The sequence below is a fragment of the Desulfocurvus vexinensis DSM 17965 genome, assembly GCF_000519125.1.
In the GTDB taxonomy this organism is placed as follows: domain Bacteria; phylum Desulfobacterota; class Desulfovibrionia; order Desulfovibrionales; family Desulfovibrionaceae; genus Desulfocurvus; species Desulfocurvus vexinensis.
Genome location: NZ_JAEX01000031.1, coordinates 1 through 19,710, shown reverse-complemented (window position 1 = coordinate 19,710; position 19,710 = coordinate 1). Strand labels below are relative to the sequence as shown.

12 protein-coding genes are annotated in these 19,710 nt (G+C 59.2%); 4 read left to right on the top strand and 8 right to left on the bottom strand.

All coding sequences use genetic code 11. The features are described 5' to 3' along the window. The coding region (locus G495_RS0113710; RefSeq protein ID WP_028588261.1) for an integrase core domain-containing protein at positions 1 to 265 on the top strand (265 nt) is incomplete at its 5' end. On the opposite strand, the gene G495_RS19300 is transcribed toward G495_RS0113710, so the two are convergent. From G495_RS19300 to G495_RS22065, 3 genes are read right to left on the bottom strand one after another with little or no spacing between them, the layout of a single operon-like run. After that, positions 225 to 833, bottom strand: coding sequence for an HK97-fold major capsid protein (locus G495_RS19300; protein WP_245588442.1), 609 nt, complete (start codon positions 831 to 833; stop codon positions 225 to 227). The two genes, G495_RS0113710 and G495_RS19300, sit on opposite strands and share 41 nt — an antisense overlap. An 18-nt stretch (positions 834 to 851) precedes the next feature. Further along, positions 852 to 1,214 carry a hypothetical protein gene (locus G495_RS0113700; RefSeq protein WP_028588260.1) on the bottom strand — a complete coding sequence of 121 codons (363 nt, stop codon included), beginning with the start codon at positions 1,212 to 1,214 and terminating at the stop codon, positions 852 to 854. A gap of 16 nt (positions 1,215 to 1,230) precedes the next feature. Further along, positions 1,231 to 5,094, bottom strand: a complete 3,864-nt coding sequence (locus tag G495_RS22065; protein ID WP_169734397.1) for a DNA adenine methylase — start codon at positions 5,092 to 5,094, stop codon at positions 1,231 to 1,233. 245 nt (positions 5,095 to 5,339) lie between these two features. On the opposite strand from G495_RS22065, the gene G495_RS21310 reads away from it, so the two are divergent. Further along, the gene (locus G495_RS21310; protein WP_084458289.1) at positions 5,340 to 5,540 is read left to right on the top strand and encodes a helix-turn-helix domain-containing protein; all 201 of its coding nucleotides are present in this window, start codon (positions 5,340 to 5,342) and stop codon (positions 5,538 to 5,540) included. Then, positions 5,537 to 10,393 carry an AAA domain-containing protein gene (locus G495_RS21305; protein ID WP_084458291.1) on the top strand — a complete coding sequence of 1,619 codons (4,857 nt, stop codon included), beginning with the start codon at positions 5,537 to 5,539 and terminating at the stop codon, positions 10,391 to 10,393. The genes G495_RS21310 and G495_RS21305 overlap by 4 nt, the downstream gene beginning before the upstream one ends. A 7-nt stretch (positions 10,394 to 10,400) precedes the next feature. On the opposite strand, the gene G495_RS21300 is transcribed toward G495_RS21305, so the two are convergent. From G495_RS21300 to G495_RS0113655, 5 genes are all read right to left on the bottom strand, one after another. Continuing rightward, positions 10,401 to 10,745 (bottom strand): hypothetical protein, encoded by a 345-nt coding sequence (locus G495_RS21300; protein WP_084458287.1) that lies wholly within the window; start codon positions 10,743 to 10,745, stop codon positions 10,401 to 10,403. Then, positions 10,742 to 11,212 carry a hypothetical protein gene (locus G495_RS0113670; RefSeq protein ID WP_245588441.1) on the bottom strand — a complete coding sequence of 157 codons (471 nt, stop codon included), beginning with the start codon at positions 11,210 to 11,212 and terminating at the stop codon, positions 10,742 to 10,744. The genes G495_RS21300 and G495_RS0113670 overlap by 4 nt, the downstream gene beginning before the upstream one ends. 2 nt (positions 11,213 to 11,214) lie before the next feature. After that, entirely contained in the window at positions 11,215 to 15,780 is a 4,566-nt protein-coding gene (locus tag G495_RS0113665; RefSeq protein WP_051445394.1) for a phage minor head protein, read from the bottom strand. After that, complete coding sequence (locus tag G495_RS19285; protein WP_245588440.1) at positions 15,777 to 17,255, bottom strand: phage portal protein; 1,479 nt, start codon at positions 17,253 to 17,255, stop codon at positions 15,777 to 15,779. Before G495_RS19285 ends, G495_RS0113665 begins: the two co-directional genes overlap by 4 nt. A gap of 373 nt (positions 17,256 to 17,628) precedes the next feature. Next, on the bottom strand, positions 17,629 to 19,155 hold the full coding sequence (locus G495_RS0113655; RefSeq protein ID WP_245588439.1) for a terminase large subunit domain-containing protein: 1,527 nt from the start codon (positions 19,153 to 19,155) through the stop codon (positions 17,629 to 17,631). A gap of 282 nt (positions 19,156 to 19,437) precedes the next feature. Here G495_RS0113655 and G495_RS22885 point away from each other — a divergent pair. Further along, positions 19,438 to 19,710: helix-turn-helix domain-containing protein (locus G495_RS22885; RefSeq protein ID WP_156939715.1), on the top strand; the 273-nt coding region annotated here is incomplete at its 3' end.

Here is a 19,710-nt window from a genome sequence, read left to right as displayed (position 1 = left end):
GGACGAAATCGCCTTCCTGGGCATCAAGAGTTCTCCGTCCTATGTGCGTGAGCCGCAGGGCAACGGGATCGCGGAGCGCTTCGTGCGCACCCTCAAGGAAAACCTGCTCTGGGTCAGGCACTTCGACACGGTTGAAGAACTGAGACTGGCCCTGCTGGAATTCAAGGAAACCTACAATCGGGAATGGATCGTTGGCCGACACGGGTACAAGACCCCGGCCCAGGTCAGAAAGGAGCAGACCGCCCCGGTGTCAATAGCGGCCTGATTAGCGCAAATGAGTGTCCAAAAAACTGTAGACCGCTACAGTCCTCGATGATGGAAATCGCCTCGTTGAGCGCCTCCTCGGTGAGTGTCGCGCCGGTCACCTCCACGGTGTTGGCCGCGGGCACGGCCGCCGAAAGCACCGTAATGGTCCGCTTGTCGATCTCCTTGCGGATTTCGTCCGCGGCCGAGGTCTGGATGTCCATCAGGGTGCCGATGTTGCCGTTCTTGAGCACCGAGACGTCGACCATAGGCGCGGAGTGAATGCGGTTAGTGGGAAACTCCACTTCGTCCTTGCCGACTTCCTGCTCCTGAGCCTCGCCCTCGGTGGAAATCCAGTAGGCCTTGACCTTTGGTTTTTTCTGGTAGAGAGGACGCTCGCCCTTGGGCAGGGTGTGCTTCGTGAGCAACAGCGAAGAGATCTCCTTGCGTTTGATTTCCTGTTCGATGGGCTCGGCGATGGCCGCGGCCAGCGCGCGCATCCCATCGGGGGACTCGAGCGCTTCGGACATCAGGCGCGCCATCGTCTCCATGTATTCCTGGCTGTGCACGTTCATGCGGATCGTCTCCATATCGTTTTCCTCCTGTAATCAGATGAGCAGCCGGAACTTGATCGTTCCGCCGGAGACGGAGACGGCCCGGGCGATGACTTCCTCGCCCGCCTGCACGCCCGCGGTGAGTTTGCCGTTGGCCGAAACTTTCAGGTCGTCGCCGGGATTCACGGTCCCTTCGAAGACGTCGGTCTCGTAGACACCGCCCATGCAGTAGATGCCGGGCATCTCTCCGTTCTTGTAATCCTTGATCAGAATGCCGAACGACTTGGCCGTCGGCGTGGTGTTCACGGCGAAGAGGTCGTTGCCGACGATCCTCACCACCTGGCCGAGTTGGCCGTCGCCCTGCAGGTAGCCGTCGCCGTATGCGAGGCCCCGATGATTGGGATTGATGAAAGCCATGGTCATTCCTCCTTTGTCAGTTGGTCGAAACCGGTTCGCCGGTCGCCGTAGCCACTCGCTGCCGGTAGGCGGCCATGAAGCCGCTCTTCAGCCGATCCTCGAGACTCGTCTTTTTGTCTTCCACGTCCTTCGGACGGACACCTGCGTCGCTGCGAAGGGGCGGATCGTCGCCCCCGGATGAAGCCTTCGCGGTTTCCGCTCCGGCTCCTCGGTCCTTGGCGTCCTTGTCGTCGGCGTGAGCGCGGGGCCCGGCCTTCAGCATCCGCTCGAAAGCGGCTTCGCTGGCGGCGAAGGCATCGTCGGAAAGTCCGGCCAAACGGATCAGTTCCTGCTCGCGCTCCTCGTCGGACTCGAAGGACAGGCCGTTTTTCTCGATCTTGCGCAGAAGCTTCTGTGCCCGGCTCCGGTTCGCGGCGGCTTTTCTTTCGGCCTCCAGTTCCTCGAGCTGCTTCTGCAGCGCGAGAACCTGCTGTTTGAGTTCCTTGTTCTCCCGCTCCAGTTCCTTGAGCCGGGTCTTGTCATCGGGCGCGGTCCCGCCGCCGCCATCGTCCTTCTTCTTGGCGGCATCCGCTTCCCGTTCCTCGGTTTCCTTGTGTTTCTCGTCCATTGTCGGACCTCCTTCAAAGTGGGTTGTCGAACCATCGTTTTCCGCCGCGGCGACTTTCAGGATGCGGGCGTTCTCGTCTGCGCCTTTGCGGTCGAGAAGCCCGAGCCCGGTGAAAGTGACGCCGTGGAGGATTTCGTAGACGGGTTGCCCTTGGAGCTCACCGCCCTTGTTCTTGCGCAGGTGAACGCAGTAATCGCTCTTTGAAACGACGCGTTTGCCGCAGATTGAGCACTCGCCTTCCTCGTAGTCGCATTCCATCGAGACCTGGGAGATGATCCCTTTGCGGATGAGCTTGTAGGCCAACTGCGCATGCGGGCTGTCGGAGACATAGAGTTCCCCCGCGCACTCGATCCGGCCGCCGCTTTCGTCCTCGACGTAATCCGCCCCCACGATGCCGCCGACGATGTCGGTGAAATCCTGGGAATGCTTCAGGTCGATTTTCTTGTTGATCGCCGTCATGTAGCGGGCGGCCAGTTCGTCGGGGGTGAAGTGGTCGCCGTTCTTGTTCGTGCCGGCCCGGCAGAGAATGAAGGTGAACTGAGGATCGCCGGCGGCCTGGTCCAATGCCGCCGCCTCGGTCTGGAGCCCGGCGAACGTATCGAGCGATAGCTCCACGGGGAACGAGGTGTGACATGCCGCAGGTGCCTGCGTATCCGCTTTGGAGCGCGCCGCACCGCGTGATTTGGAGGCGACGAAGAGCAACTCCCGGGCGTGTTTACCTTCCCGGCCGATGTCCTTGGCGATGTTGTAGTCCACTTCCATGCCGCGGACACGGACGAGACCGTAGTGCTGGGCGAAGATCTCCTTGATTTCCTCTTCCCGCGGGTAAGCCCGGTCGCGGTATGACAGGAGCACCGTGCCGTATTTGCCGCGGGCGTCGGCTGCCATCGTCTCCATCAGGGAACGGATCGATTCCTTGGTGTAGCGTGTCCGGGACGGATAGTTGCGGCGGGGATTGTCCTGGAGTTCCTTGTCCGCCCAGCGGGTCATGAGCCCTTCGATGAAATGCAGGGAATCCTCGTAGTCGTTGCTGCCGAACTCGGTGACGTAGGGCGGGTCCAGATACAGAACGTCCGCGCCAAATCGACGGACCGCTTCGGCCGCGTCCAGGTTGAAGGCCTTGCACTCCTTGCCGTTGTCGAAGACCAGCCGGTTGAGCTGGCCCACCGAGCGTCGGAACGACTCGATGAACTTGGACAGCGGCGGATTGGAGAGCTGGGATTGCTCCAGGCTGGCATCCGTGTCGAGGTCTGCCTTGCGGTGCATCTTGGACCGCGAGAACTGACCGAAGGCGCTCTTGGCCTTCACGGTGGTACCGAGCGCGGCCAGCGCCAGATCTTTTTTGTAGCCGTGAAGCTTCTGGATGTTCGCCCAGACCTGGTCGAGCCAACGGAGCACCGGCTTGGTGTAGTAGTAGCCGTAGAAGTGGTCGACGATAAACGTGCCCGCGTCCGCATTTGGGGCGAGGATTCGATCCATATCCTCGTCGCTCAGAGTCTCGCTGGAGTTCTCCACCACGGCCCGCGCCAGATGGTGGGGATACCGCAGGAGGTCGTTGGCGATGACTTTCAGCCCTTTGCGTTTGAAGTGATAGGCGACGTTGGCCCCGCCTGAAAAAGCATCGAGGATGCTCTCCGCGTGCTTGGGGACATGGCTTTCGATCCAACCGAGCATCAGGTATTTGCTGCCCATGAAACCGGTGACTCGGACTGATTCCGCTTTCCCGGCCTGGCAGCTCAAGAGGTCCAGCGATTCGCCCAGCGGAGCGTCCGCCAGAGCGATCAGGTTCTCCTCCACTCGCAGGGCGGCATTGACGGCCCGTCCGGCTTCGTTCTTTTCGATCCACTCCTTGGCTTTTTCCATAGTCCAGCCGTCCGGATTCTTCTCCGTCTTGCGGACGAACCGGTAGGCCTGCAGCACCATGGAGCGCGGATTGCCGCCCTCGGGTACGAACTCCTTTTTCAAGCGTCCGATGATGATCGCAACGCCGTCGACGCCCTCCAGGGGCTTGCGGCGGAAGCTGTCGGGTTCGAACTCGTCCGGGTTCCGGACGCGGTAGCGGACCTCGTTCTCGGTTTCCTCCCAGACGGCTTCCGCCCGTAGGCTGTCCTCTGTGGACGCCTTGGCGGACCGCTCCGCGCCCTCGGCTCTGCGGCAGATGAACAGACGTTCCTTGGCGTGGGACGCCTCGCCGTGCCGGGATGTGATGGCGTAATGGTGATCGTGGGAGCGCATCGACGAATCCCGTCCCATGGAGGCGATGATCCGCCGCATCTCCGATTCGTTCGGATAGGCGTGGTCGCGGTATGAAATCAGCCAGTGCGGGATATGCTTGGCGTTGCCGAGGAAGGACTCGAAGAACTCCGCGGCGTTGGCGCGGGTCACGGTCTTATGGTCGGTCTCGTAGTGCTTGGTCTTGGAGTCCTTGACGAGGGTGAGCCCCTCCCAATAGGTCATCAGCCCTTCCACGAAGTGGTAGGATTTTTCGTAGTTGGTGGTTGAAAACTCCGTGGCGTAGGGCGGATCGAAATACGCCAGGTCGGCCTTGGCCTCCGGTAGGAAATCGTTGATGTCTTTGCGGGATGCCTTGCACTCCTTGCCGTTGTCGAAAACGAGAGCGTTGATGCGGGCCACGTTCTTGCACAGCCGCTCCTTGAATTCCTCCGGGGTGTCCTCGCGCTTGCCGTAGCGGGTCGACGACGAGAAATGCCCGAAGCCGCCCTTGCCGGACATGCAGGTCTTGCCCAGGGCGAAGAGAGCGATGTCTTTCTTGAAACCCGAGAGTTTGTCGATGTTCGACCGGATCGTGTCGATCAGGCCGTGGACGCCCTTGGCGAAGAAGATGCCCTTGAAGTTGTCCTGGACGAAGGTTCCGGCCTTCGCGTTGTCCGCGAGCAGCGCATCCAGGTCCTCATCGGAGAGACGCACCTTGTCGTTCTCGATGATCGCCCGGGCCGCGTGGTGGCAGTAGCGCAGCCGGTCGTTGGCCAGGACCCGCAGGCCCTTGGTCTTGTACATGTAGGCCACGACCGCCGAGCCGGAAAACGCGTCGACGACGGATTCCACGCCGTCCGGGGTGTGCTTCCAAATCCAATCCACCAGCTTCTGCTTCGAGCCGATGTAGTTGGTGATGTATTTCGGCCGCTGTTCCGGGGACGGCTCCTCGGCAGCCGCCTCGGCCTGGGCATCGAGCGCTTCGAAGTCCAGGTCAAGGGCGGCGTCCGTTTCGAGCAGGAACGCCAGCCGGTCACGGTCGGTTGCGAAAAGCTCCATTCGGTTCTCCGGTCATGTCGCGACAAATCCGGTTGATGCCGGTGAGCGGTCGGCCCGTGCTCAGGGTGAATCCCGAGATCAGGCCGAGAGCCCTGTCGCTTGGATACCTACCGGAGACCGTCTGAAAGTGTCGGAGTGGTTATCACGCGGTATAGATTGGACTTTTTGATTTGACACGGAATGTGCCGAATGTTATCGTTCCTTGTCGTTTAGTGGTGCTATCGTTATCTTGAAGAGGTTGTTTGATGAGCAAATGGTTAACCATAGATGAACTGGCCGAGTACCTGAAGATGGGTCGGACGAAGCTGTACCGAATGGCCCAAGATGGGGAAATTCCCGCTTCCAAGGTTGGCAATCAATGGCGCTTCGACCGCGAGGAGATCGACCAATGGATGAAAAGTCAGAGACCCACGGCGAGTAAGATGTCCTCCGGAGGAACGGAATGAACTCCTCGAATTTTCAGGGCATTAATGAAAAAGCCATTCGCTTGGTAGATTTTCTGCTACGGCTGGCAAATTTGCGTGCGAAACTGATCCGCGATATTGCCGAATACGAGAAGGTTCTTTGGGTGTCGAGCGTTCCCCGTGAACGAGGCTGCTTCACGCAGGCATGGGGGCGCGAAGAGGAACACGAGCAGGATGAATGGTTGGAGGTACAGAACCGGCGAGAACCGGAATTGCCCACGGTTCCAATACGATGTGAAGATTGGGTTAACCGTTCTTCACTCCGCAACAAGAATGACATTCCCGAACTTCTTTCTGAAATCATCCGGCAAATGCCGAATCCCGATTGGCACGAGGGTTCGGACCAGCCGGAAACCGTCCCGCACACCGAACGTATTGTGGATCATCCCGAAGTTCAACAAGCATGGGATCACTACGTTGAAGACAAATGGCTGCCGTGGACGGAAGAACATAATGCGTGGGAGAAGGTACATAAGGTTTATTCCGCGCTCTTTGGCATCTATCAAGAACAACTACGGCTTGGCGAGGAATACGAACTCGTGCTTGGCTTGGGACTGCTGACATGGCAGACACCCACCGGGCAGCGCGCACGGCGTCATTTGATTGTCGCCGACGCCATCCTGGAGTTTGAGGCCCGTTTGGGGAAATTCACCGTCCGTCCTCACACGGAGGGCACGAAGTTGCGCCCTGAATTCGATATGCTGGACATCGAGGAACAACCGGCGCGCGCTGAGGAGACCGCGAAGGGGTCACTGGCCGCAGCCGAAGACGATCCTTGGGAAAAAGGTTGTGTCGAAGGCGTCCTTCAGGCCCTGGTGCATTCGATCAACTCGCAAGGTGATTATAACGACTCGCTGGAAGTGAAAAATATCCGCGCCTCGGCGAAGCCCATAGTGGAATATGCTCCAGCTTTGATCCTGCGAAAGCGTTCCGCCAAAGGTCTTACCGAAACCTTAAAACGGATCAAGGAACAGATCGAGCACGGCGAAGACATCCCCGGCGAATTCGCGGACCTCGCGGAAATCCGTCCGAAGGTCGGCCTCGAATCGCCAAATGGGCCGGAAGAGGCAAACTCTGCATTCGATGGTGAAATCTTTTTTCCCAAACCATCGAACGATGAGCAACGCCGCATTGTTGATAAGATTCGAGCTGCAAGCGGCGTGCTCGTGCAAGGGCCGCCGGGCACCGGAAAATCACATACCATTGCCAATCTGATTTGCCATCTGCTTGCCACGGGACAGCGAACTCTCATCACGGCGAAAACGCCGCGCGCGCTTCAGGTTCTTGAAGGGTTGGTGCCAGACGAGTTGCGTCCCCTCTGCATCAATCTGCTTGGCAGTGGGCTTGAAGAACGCCGCTCTCTAGAATCCAGCGTTGGTGGCATTCTCCGAAAAAATGAGGAGTGGAACGAAGATCGCGCCAAATACGAGCGCCTGCGACTTGAAGAAGGCCTTCGGAATCTCCGTGAGGAGAATGTCAGGGTTAACCGACGGCTCCGCGACATCCGAGAGTCCGAAACGCATACGCAGTCTATCGCGGAGGGAGCTTATCGAGGGACGGCGGCCAGAATCGCCGAAGCTGTGAACCGGGATCGAGCCGACTACGAATGGTTCACGGATTCCATTCCTTTAGACAAGACGTGTCAGATCTCCACAAATGATTTGCGAAGTGTACTTGTAGCGTTGCGTCAATTCACGTTTGAGAAGCGCCGGGAGTTGAGCCTCGCATGGCCCCAAGCATTGCCATCTCCTGAGCGTTTTGCCAATCTCGTGAGTAATGAGACAAGCGCGACTGAAGAAGAGCAAAGCTCGGCACGCGGGGCCGATGAACAGTTAGCCGATCTATTATCAAGAAACAATCCGCCGGTCATCGAGGTGATTCGTAACGCTTTCTCAACTTTTCGGGACACGCGCAGGAGACTCCTAGCAACGCCGTATTTATGGATGAATGATGCCTTGTGCGATATTCTGAGCGGCAATTCGTCCCTGTGGCATGAACTTATGCGTGTTGTTCGAGACGTTGTTGCGTCAATTGAAGAACTCGTTTCGGTTGCCGACGAGATCCGAATCGAATTCCCGGACACTATCGATATCAGGTCGTTGTATGAAGATGCCGGCAAACTTAGAGAGCACATGGAGACCGGCGGGAAACTGGGTTGGGGGTTGTTTCGGCCTAAACCGGTGAAAGAGCGGTTATACGTTATCAAGACCGTGAAGGTTGGCGGTCGCCCATGTTCCGCGGTCGAACATTTCTCAGCTCTTGCCGACGCGTTGCACGTTCGTATTGAATGCGAAAAAGCATGGGGTTTTTGGAAAGGGCGATGTGAAAAAACTGAAGGGCCATATGCTCTCCAATTGATATCCCTTAAATCGCTGCGCGACGCGCTTGAGAATGCCTTAGCGATAGAAGAACTCATTGGCAAATGTCGAGAAGCGAAAAACCATTGCTTAGGCATGGGCGAGCCGGTATGGGCCGACGAATCACAAATTGAAAGGGTTGTCTCCTCATGTCGCCTTGCATTGGCGCGTATCAACAAGCGGCTTGCCGCCGAAGAAATCCAGACCATTGAGGTTCCGATTTCTCGCATTGCCGCCAAGGGCGGCGCCCATCAGGTGACAAGTGATCTGCTGAGCGCAATTCGCAGCCGCGACATGGATAAGTTCGCACTGTGCGCGAATACGATTCAGGATTTGGAGAAGCAGCGTCAGCGCCTTCAGAAGGTGGACGAATATCTCTCGAAACTGCGCCGTTTGATTCCACAGTTCACGAAGTCCTTGGAACAAACCTGCAACGAGCCATATTGGGAGGAACGAATCCAGCACATTGGAGACACCTGGCATTGGGCGCAGGCACGATACTGGATCGAGGATTACATCCGGAAGGAAGACGTTCCGGCGCTCGCCAAACGCGCAAAACAAATCGAGGATGAGATAAACAACATTATCGCGAAACTTGCTTCGCTTTACGCTTGGTCATTCTGTTTCTCACGGCTTAAGGAAAACCATCGCCGCCACATGGAAGCCTGGCAACAGTCCATGCGGCGGCTTGGCAAGGGGACGGGGAAACATGCGCCACGTCATCGCCGCGAGGCTCAAGGGCACCTGAATGAATGCCGCGAGGCGGTTCCGGCTTGGGTAATGCCACTCCATCGCGTTTGGGACACGGTGTATCCCGCGCCCGGCATGTTTGATGTGATCATCGTTGACGAGGCTTCGCAATGTGGCGTCGAAGCGCTTCCCTTGTTCTATCTCGGAAAGAAGATATTGATCGTTGGCGATGACAAACAGATCAGTCCGGATGCCGTGGGTTTGCCCCGCGATTCAGTGCATCGCCTGATGGAAGAGTTCCTTTATGATTTTCACTTCAAGTCGTCATTCGATATTGAGAGTAGCCTGTTCGACCACGGGAAACTTCGGTATGGAACCCGGCGCATCACGTTGCGTGAGCACTTCCGCTGTATGCCGGAAATAATCCGTTTCAGCAACGACCTTTGCTATTCGGATACGCCGCTAATCCCCTTGAGGCAGTATGGCCCGAACCGGCAGCCCCCGCTGGAGCATGTTTTTGTGAGCGGCGGATATCGTGAAGGCTCAAATAACCGTACAATCAACCGCCCGGAAGCCGAATTCATCGTCCAAAGAATCGCCGAAATGTGCGGCGACAGCCAGTACAATCGGAAGACTATGGGCGTGGTGGTGCTTCAAGGCGAAGCGCAAGCAGCTTTGATCGAGAATCAATTGCTAGAACGACTTGGGGCCGAGGAAATGGAACGGCGTCGCCTGGTTTGTGGCAATCCTTACAGTTTTCAAGGCGATGAACGCGACATCATGTTTCTGTCGCTCGTTGCAGCCAGCAATGAAAGAATCGGGCCTCTCACAAAGGCGGCGGACGAGCGCCGCTTTAATGTCGCGGCCAGTCGAGCCCGTGACATGATGATTCTTTTCCATTCGGTCACCTGTGACGATCTAAGCGCTTCGTGTCTTAGGAGACATTTACTTGATTTCTTTGAGAATACGAAGCCTCAACAGATTGCTGGAATCGAGCGGGATGAACTGGAGCGGCGAGCTTCACAGGATAATCGGCGCGTCGTGAATCCCCCCGCGCCATTCGAAAGCTGGTTCGAGGTTGACGTTGCCTTAGAACTTCTTCGCAGTGATTTTACTGTGCTTGCCCAGCATGAAGTTGCGGGAAAGCGTATTGATCTCGTGGTCGAGGGCGGGCAGGCGCGGCTGGCTGTCGAATGCGACGGAGACAATTGGCACGGCGCTGACCGTTACGAGGCGGATATGCAACGCCAACGGCAACTTGAACGTTGCGGATGGGAGTTTTTCCGTGTGAGAGAGTCGGCCTTTTACACAGACAAGATCGCGGCGCTTAAACAATTGTGGTTCATGCTTGAAGAGAGAGGTATTTTCCCCGGATCATGCTTTAGTAACCATCATTCCGATAGCAATGAAGGATGGCATGACACTGAGGGTGGGCAGGTTTTTGAGGAATTCGATGATGATGATGAAGAAGACGACGATCCTACTCAAAGCGATGAATCACCTGAAAATGATGAAATTGACTTAGAGTCGGTAGGCCGTCGCGTGGAGGAAGTTACCGTAATGGAAATCCAAAACGCTATTATCAAGGTATTGTCAAAATGCCCAAACCAGTCCTGCACCGTGCATTCTATGGCATCCCGTGTCCTCAAGGAGGTGGGGGTTTTGACACGCGGAAACCCTCGTAAAGTCTTCGAGCGTCGGGTAATGCGCTGTCTTAATACGCTTGAGGGCCAAGAGGTTATCGAAAAATACAAAGCCAAGAATAATCGAATCAGGCTGATAAGATAGTAAAATCTCACGCCGCCGTTTTTACTGAAAATCTATTTGTTAAGTCCCTTACACAATATTCTGCAGAGGAATACTTATCGGTCTCGATGACAGGTCCCCGAATGCCGCGGTACTGAGAAAGCGTTCCCTGATGATAAGTAAGGAAATCATCGGGCAGGCTGCGGACGCCTTGCTCCACCAGCCGGTTGACCACCCACTGCGCGTCTTCCTCGGCATCGGCATTTCCGGGCAGGAACTCGATCACCAGGTCCAACCCCGGTCCCGTGCCCTGAACCCAGACTCCGATGGGTTCGTAACGCGGCTCTCGGATACGGTCGCGGAGCGTGTATTCGATCATGTACTTGAGCTTCATTCCCATTCCTCCGCAATGCGGGTGTGCTCGGTCAGAAGCTCCGCGTCGATCCGTTCGAAGCGGTCCAGGTTTCCGGTCTTGTAGTCTCGCCAGCGCTTCCAGTCCGCCGCCTCGTTGGGTTCCTGGTCAGGGAAGATGAGCTCGATGTGGAATCTGCGGTCCCGATCATCGAGCAGATCGAGCAGGTAGGTGTCGTCCTGCGACCAGGAGACGACCTTGATGGTGTGGGCGTGCTGGAAACCCTCGTCGTATCCGCAGAGCCGGATGAGAAGCCAGAAATCGACACGCGTCACATTCCCGCCGGCGTCGAATTGCGGGGCCACACGGGTCACGGTAAATCCGTCCACGACACCGACCCAGACAGGTGCCCGGCCTTTCTCCGCCAGCGTCATCCAGGAGCCTCTGGTGTTGAACGGCTCGAAGAGCGCCTGCAGACGGGCTTTTTCTTTTTCGATGAACTCTTTCATGCTCACCTCACCAGCACGATGTCCTCGACCTTGCGGCCGTCGGGCAGCTTCATGATTTTGCGGTTGTGGAAGACCTCTATCAGTCGTTGTTTTTCCCGCTCGCTTCCGACCACGATCACGTCGATGTTGTCCAGCAGGGTCACCGAGTACTTGAAGATCGTCTCGTTGCTGCCTCGGCGGGCGAACTGCTTCCACTCCTCGGGCGTGCTCCCCCGGTGGTTCGAGACGTATTCGTCCCTCACTCGTCCGAAGGCGTCGTGGTCGTAGCTGATGGCGTCCATGCGCCGGAGCATTCGCTTCTTGAAGTAGAGCCCCGTGTCGGACGATCCTCCGGCCGTCGGGAGCTTCTTGATCCGGGTGAAGAAATAGCTCGCGCCGCCGGTGTCCATGTCCGCTTCCGGCGACATCCCGCCTACCGGCACACCGGCGCGCAGCTTCTCGACCGTGCTTACCATGGCTCCATTGTTTCCCAGCGCCGCGTCGATGAACGACGCCACGTCTTCGCCGTTGGTCAAACGGTGGTGAAGGCCGTATCCCTTCATCTGCTTCTCGATGTCCGCGTCGGAAATGTCAAAGCGGTATTGATGCCGGTAGCCGGCGCGCTTGGCGGGGTCCTTGAAGGCAGCCTGGTATTCGCCCATTGGGTCGTAGCCCGGCATGCGGGTGATGTCCTTCACCCCGAGCCGTTTTTCCCAGAAGCCGCGTATCTCCCGGACCCGTTCCTCCTTGCCCGCAGCCCGGCGGTCCAGCTCCTCGACCAGCCGCTTGTAGTCCGGCTCGCGGTCCACCTTGGCGAGATAGGCTTGCTTGTGAAGATAGAGAAGTTCGGCGTCCTGCGGCGTGGCCGCACCTGCCTTGATGCCCAGCGATTCCATACGTTCCATGGCCCGCTCGAGGCTCTTGGCGTCAGGTCTGTCCGGAAGGACCAGCTCGAACTCGCCCTGCTGGGCATAGAGGTTCTTGTCCGACCACGGGCGGTAGACTGCGCGCGTGCCGTCGCCGAAGTCGATTTCGTATTGCTCGCCGGCCTTCATGCCGCGGCCGCGAAAGAGCGCGGAATTGTCCGCCGCCTCGTTCACGACAACGAGTTCGCCGTTTTTGATCTCCCGCTTGGCCTGAAGCACCTTCGTCCGGCGCACGGTGAAGGGAGCCTCCTTGGGTTTCTTTTCCATCGCGGCGTGTTTCTTAAGATACGCATCGAACCGTCCGGCGACCGGTTTGTGTTCACGGGCGGCTTCCTGGACCTTCTCGATCCAGTCGATGTAGCTTCGGGCCATGGCCCGTTCGTCCGGGTCGGTCGAGTCAGCCAGACGTCTCAGCGCCTTCAGGTGGTCTGTAGCCTTCTTGAGTGTCCCCTGGTTGTACTGTTGGTCCGTGGCATGGTGGTTGACCGTTTTCACCGCGGACAATATGTCCTGCGCGAAAACGTCCTGCGGCAGCGCCTCACCCACCCGGACGGCGGTGGTGTCGACACCGGCCTTGCGCAGCGCGTCCAGGAGCTTTCCCTCCGCTTCGGGTCGAACCTTCATCTTGACCACGGTCCGCTGCTTTCCCTTCAATGTCTCGACAAAGATTAGGGCGTTCTGGTCCTCGATGTCGTCCTCATCGAAGGGCAGGACCTTCCCCTGCCAACCGAGCGAACGGACCTCCTCAAGAAGCGCCTCTTCGGTCGGACCCAGACGTGTCTTCGGCAGCGCATCCAACACATCCTCGAAACGGAAGTCCCGACGGCCCAACACATCCGCATAGAAACCTTCGAAATCGCGCCGAAGGTTCCGCTTCCGCGCCAGTGCGGTGTCGTAGAAAGCCTGCTTCCGGGACTCGTCCCCTCCGAATCGTCCTTCAGCATAGGGACGCAGAATAGCCAGATAATCCTCGTCGGCGACCTTCTCCACTTCGCGGATGTAGCGCAGGGTCGCCGCGGGATCGATCTTGACCTTGCCTTCCTTGGCGGTGCGGAAAACCGTATTGTAGAAAGGCTCTTGTTCGCCGTACTTGGCGTTAGGGTGATAGTCGACGGCCAGGCGGTCCTCACCCAGGTATTTGAAGATCTGCCCCTTGTCGACGCCGTAGACCTTCCCGTCACGACCCCGCAGGAATTGCTTGGCGTGGCCGTCGTGATTGGAAATCAGCCAGTCGACGACGTGCTCCCGCTGAATTTGCTCGATGTCGAGGGTGGTGAGGTCTGCGAGGTCCAATCCGGCGAAGTCGAAGCGATCCTTCAGGTCGGTCCGCCACTTCTGGATAGAGCCGAGTCGTCCGTTCAGACGGATGGTGCGGACCTCCACGGCGTCCGGATCGATGAGGCGTCCGATCTTGTAAGCGGCTTCCTCTCCATAGGCGATGAACTCATCGCCACCAAGTTCCACCGGCTTGAAGAGCCAGCGGTCTCCCGCTTCATCGGTCCAGAACTCCTTGCTGTGCGCGCCGCCGACCTGGGCCTTGCCCGCGGGCTTGAAGTTCCCCGGCTTACCCTTGGCGATCCACGCCGCGTCCGTCTCCTCGAACTGAGCGCCTTTCTTAGTGAAAACCGGCGGGGACGGCTGCGTCGGTTTCGGAGTCGGCGCGGGTTTCGCAGGTTCAGGCGCGGCGACTTTCTTTTTGCCGCCGTGCTTTTCCAGCCAGGCTGCGTGCTTCGTTTCGATGCCGGCCTTGGCGGCCTCGATCTTGGCGGGATCGGTCTCCGTGAACAACGAGACCAGTTCATCCTTGTTCGCCCACTGCCAATGCTTGACCTTGGTGTCCTTGGCCAGGGTCTTGAGGTCGCCGACCTTCATGGACGCGACTTGGTCCTGGAAAAGTTTCTTCTTGAAAGCGAGTTCTTTGGCGTGGCCCTCAAGCGTCTCCTTTGGCAGGCCTGGTGCGGCCGCGAGCGCCGATTCCGCATCTTTCACCGCCGAAAGAAAGTCGGCGCATCCTGCGGGGGACTCCGGCACGACCACTTTCGCCGCGGTCTGTTCAACCGCCTGCTTCGCCTTGTTGATTGCGGCCTTCTCGGCTGCTTCGAGAGCTTCCTTCTTGGCCTTTTCCGCCAGCTCCTCACCGGCCGACTTTTCCAGCGCCTTGACAAGCTGCTGCTTGTTCTTGAGCGGGCCGATGTGGTGCTTCTTCTTGGCGTCGATCAGGGACCCGCCCTTGAGCCCCGCGTGATCCGCTCCAGGCTCCAACTCATCGAGAAGGTCGATGACGTCCTGCTTAGTCATGTTCAGCGAGATGCCTTTGGCCTTGGCCATCTCCTGCAGCTCGACCACGGTGAGGTCGTGCAGCCCTCCGGTCGGTTGGATTTTCTTGAGCTGCTCGGCGAGTTGCTGCGCCTGTTTGAGGGATGCCTGCTTCTGGGCGAGAAGTTGAACCAGGTCGTCCTTGGTGCGGAGCAGGCCGATCTTGTGTTGTTTGAGCTTGGCGTCGAGCCCGGCTCCCGCGAGAGTGGAATGGTCCACGCCGGGCTCGGCCGCATCGAGCAGCTTGATGAAGTCGGCCTTGGTCCTGGCGATGGAGACGCCGTTCTGCTTGGCCAGGGTCTGGAGTTGCTTCACGCTCAAAGTGTTCAGGTCGGCGATCTGTCCGCCCTCGAAAGCTGCCTTGAGCTTTGCGTCTTCCGCCGCCTTGGTCTTCGCCTGCTCTTCGATGCTCTGGGGCGGGATGATGCACGCGGCGGGTTCAGCCGCCGCTTTCGCCCCCAGCTCTCCTCCGCAGATCACCAGGGGCCACGCGACCACGCTCGTGCAGCGGCAGTTGGGATGGGCCGGTTGCTGGGGAAAGCGGTTCGTGTCGAACACCTTGCCGTCCAGCGGTCCGCAGACCGGGCAAACCCGCTCGTCCTCCATGGTCATCCATTCGAGCTTCCGGACTCCGACCTGGTCGTGGAACTTGAGTCGCCCCTGGTTATGGGCGCGCAGGACCTCCGTGCGGGCGATCACCTCCATGCGGTACTGGGCCTTGGTGAACACCTTGGAACCGGCATAACGGAAGGATTCCGGGTCTTTCACCACGCGCCCGAGGTCGCGGACGATGTCCTCGACGCCCTTACCGGTGGCGATGCCGCCCATCACGACGCGTTTGATGCCGTCGGCCAGCTCGCGGTGGACGTCGCCGGCCAAGACCAGGTTGTAATTGGTCATGAAATCGAGGGCATCTGTGTCCACCAGGGTGAACACTCGGGTGGCGAGCTTGTCGATACCTTCCGGGGTCAAGTCACGGTAGAAGGGAAGCTGGGCCGCGGCGAATTCGTCGATGCCTCGGTAGACGCCCTGGCGGAAGGATGTTTTGGCCGTCTTCCGGAAAAGCAGCGTCTGCTCACGGTGCAGGCGGCTCGTGGTCTCCTGGATGTCGGTTTGCAGTTTCTTGAGGCCTTCGAGGGCGGCGAGCTTGTTGTCAGGGAGGGAGCCGAGGCTCTTGTAGCTGAGGATGGCGCGGCGCACCTCCTCCTCGGCGGCGGCAAGCATCGCGGTCAGTTCGGCGACCGTTTGCTCCGTATAGAGATTGCGGCCGCGGACACTCTTCTCCGTGGCCAGACGAATGGCTTCGGCTTGAGAAAGAGGACGTTTGGCCGCGAGCGTACCGATCATCCCGCGCACTCCCGGCACGCCGGCTGCCGGGACGTCGGTTCCTTTTCCCGGTCGGAGCCTCGTTCCATCGCAGCGGTCTTCGGGTCGAAGAAACGGCAGACCGGGGTATCGAAGGTGGTTTCGTTTCGCTGGACCCGGCAGTGGTTGAGGTCGCCGTCGAAATGCGCGCAGTCGTCACAGACGGCGGCGATGCTTGCGCGGGCGAACGGTCCGGCCCACGATGCTTCGGCGCGGCTCCCAGCCGGGTTCTTCGCCGGGTCGAGGCCGAGCATCTCCTGCGCCGTCTCCACGCCCATGATCCCGGCGGTCACCATATCGACGATGGGCTTGATCTGCTTTTCGTCGAGCAGATCCACCGAGCGCTTCTCGGTCTCCCGGTTGGCGGACTCGATGTCAGGGTCGAGGTCCATCTTGATTTGCAGGCTCGAACGGCTGATGAGCTTGCGGTCGTAGAGCTCGATGAGCAGGCGCTTGAAATCGACCGCATCCGAGGGATCGAGGTCGTTGAACAGGAACTGGAGCGTCTTGTCTTCCCAGCCCTTTAGCTCCAGCCAGTCGTTGAATATCCAGTTGAGGATGATCCGGGCGGCCTGCTTGATCTCCCGGATCATCACCAGCATCTTCTGAAGACTCACCGAGGCCGTGGCGAAGTTCGGGCCGTCCCCGGTCACCAGCGACCGCGAGAGGCCAAGCGCCACGACGATGTCCTCCTTCACTTCCTTGACCTTGTCCTCGACGTTGAGGACCTGCCCCTCGGTGCCATGGGTCTCGACCGTGACGTAGAAAGGGACGACCAAGCCGCTCTTGAGGTCCATCTTGTTGACCATGTCCCGGACCTGTTCGAGCATCTTCTGATCGGGCATGACCATCTTCTGGCCGAACGCGCCACCGACTTTGAGAAGCCTGAATGGCGTGGCCCAGCGCTTGGCGATGGCCTGTTCGGCCCGGCGGTAGTCGCGAAGGAGTTCGATGGACTGGAACGCGGGAAGGACGAGCGAGTTGCCCCGTGGCGAGAAGGCCGGCGCGTCCCACTTGAGGTGGAGCACCTGCTCTACCGGCAGGTCCAGCCCATCCGACGCACCTGGATTGTCCTCGGGGACCTGTAAAACCTCCACGAGTTGTCCCTGGGCGTACTTGACCTTGACCGAAACCGGGTTGACGCAGACCAGTTCCTCCAGGTCCTTGCCATCCTTGGTGTAGCGTTTGAAGCCGACGGCGTCGCCCTTGACCAGGAGTTGGAGAATCATGTCCTTGACGAACTCGGAGACGCTCAGGCGGTCGGACATCTCTATGGCTTCCCATTTTACTTTTTCGTCGTCGCCCGCGATCTTGATCTCGTCACCCACGGCGAAGGTGCGCCAGGAGTTGACGCAGTTTTTAACCAGCGGCTCTTCGAGGTAATACTCCCAGGCCTTGCGCGCCCGGTCCTCCCAGGAGGCCGGGATCGCTTCGGAGGCGTTAATCTTGCTGAACACGGACGGGTCCAAGGCCGCGGCGGCTGCCAGAGGAACGAGTACCAGACCGTCCGCTGAAAGTGGCGTCGGCTCAGCGCCCGAATCGGAAGCCAAGTTGTCGGATGTCGGATTGGATCTTGTTTCCACCGGGGTCCTCTCGGTTTTTTGCCCTTGTGGGCGCAACATTCGCGCCGTGTGGCGGGGAAAGCCCGCCCCTGGAGTTATCTACCGGAGGCGGGGAAGGAACGTCGGTGGGCGAGCTGTTTGGTAGTGGCAGCGGGAGTCGGCAACACTTGACATTGACACGGTGAACCCAGAGGAAAACCTGGGTTTTGCACATTATCGTCAAGTCGAATACCTCCACGAAGAACCGTGGGGGCTTGGTTCATGTACTTCAGACAAAGACCGGATCGGTCGTCAGCGGTATCAGAGAGACCGTCTCCTCGCCCACTTGGTTGAGGACGGACTGCTCCCGGGCCAGCATGGCGCAGCGCACGGCGTCGATGACGTGGTCGTTGCCCTTTGAGTAGACGATGCGTCCGTCGTGCAGCGTGTAGGTGTGGGTGGTGAACTGGTCCTCGATCTCCAGGTCCTCGACGGGGAACACGAGCTGACGTCGCTGCAGCGCCCCGGCGATAAGGCTGGTCATGAATTCCTTGGTCCGCTTCCTGACCTCGTGGCCGTCGCGCACGGCCAAGGTGGTCATGCCCCCGAAGTCGTAACCGCGCAGCCGCCCCTGGAGAGCCAGGTCCTTGTACTTGTCCAGGGTCAGCAGTTCCTGCACGACGGCCATTCCGTTGCCGCCGTTGTCCACACCGATGCCCGCGGCTGTGTAATACCGGTCCAGAAGCGCGATGGTCTGGGCGATGTGCGGATAGGCCACGTGCTTCATGCGGACCCGCAGGACCAGCTTGACGATCCTGCGCTCGGGCAGTTCGATCTCCTGAAACACGACGATCTCCGTCGGGTCGTTGGTGTATCCCAAGTCTCCTCCGATCCAGAAGACGCCGGTCCGCGGCATGAGATTGAGCAACATCTCCAGGCGGTCGTGGGATTCCTCCTCGGTGGCACAGCCACGCAGTTCCTCGCCGGTGACGACGACCTTCTGGTACTCGACCACGTCCTGTCGGCAGAGATTGAGGTGCTCGACATTGAACGCGCCATAGGAAGGCTTGCCGTGTTCGCCGGCCACCTCGTGCTGCCAGCCCGCGCTGTCCCGCCCACCGTAGAACTCCAGCAGCTCGGCCTCGCGCTCCTGGGTCCACGCCGGGTGCAGCCAGGAAGGCCAACGGAACACCCGGAACTGGGTCGAGCCGGTCAAGCGGTAATAGGTTGTGTCGCGCAGCCCGTTGGGCGTCGAATAGATGCGCAGTCTGCCGCCCGACTTCAGACACTGGCGCAGGGCTTTCCAGGCCCGCTCGGTGAGCCAAGCCCCTTCGTCCACCCAGACTCGGTCCACGTGCAGAGAGCGGAAAGCATCGCCGTAAGCGCCGGCGGGACGGAAGTAGAGGATCGCGCCGTTGGTGAATTCGAGTCGGAAGTATGGTTTGCGGTGAATCTTGGGCTTGCCGTACTTGGTGAGAGCCACGCTGACCATGAGGTCCGGGTTGGCGTCGAGCTGGAACTCGATCTCCTCGATCAGCGTGTCGAGATGTCCCTGGTGGGGCGCGGCTACGAGCCCCTGACAGCCGCGGTTGGTGAAGGCGAAATGCAGGGCGTCGGTGGTGATGCAGACGCTCTTGCCCACGTCGCGCCCATCGAGGTGGATGATGTTCTTGTCCTGGCAGAGAAGGTCCTCGGCTTGGTGCGGCCAGTAGACCCGTTGTCCCCCGTCGCGGTTGCGCAGGTATCCCTGTCCCCAGAGGACCGGGTCCGCCAGGGACTCCGCCAGCCTGCGCTCCTCGGCGGACATGCGGGCCATTAAGACAGCCTCGCCACAAAAAATCCCCAGTGGACCATTTCAAACAACATGGCCAACGATGCCGCCAGGATTGCAACCACAATCGCCCGCAATATGAGTTCAAATTCCTTTTTCACGAATGCCTGCCTTTCACCGCAATGTTTGTACAACCATGCAAATACCGATGGAACGTCTTGACTTCCCGCGCACACGAAGCCTGTATGTGAATGTGCGCGTAGCTGGGGCGGTGTACGGTTTTCTTGGACACCGAATTGGGAGTAAGAGATCCCCAGGAGGTGTTCGATGACGAAGGATGGAATGAGGGGCAGAGGAGCCTCCTCCCCGGTGGAGGGAGGCCATAGGCCGACCGGAACCGGGGATGAGGCACGCAAGCCGCCCAAGAGGTTCTGGGCCAAGCACAAGACCGAGGCTGTGCTCAGGCTACTGCGTGGTGAGGACATCGAGATTTTGAGCCGTGAACTTGGCGTGACCGCCGCCGCCCTGACCCGCTGGCGGGATCAATTCCTTGCTGGCGGTGCCGAGGGGCTCAAGAAGCGCTCACCCAAGGACGAGGCA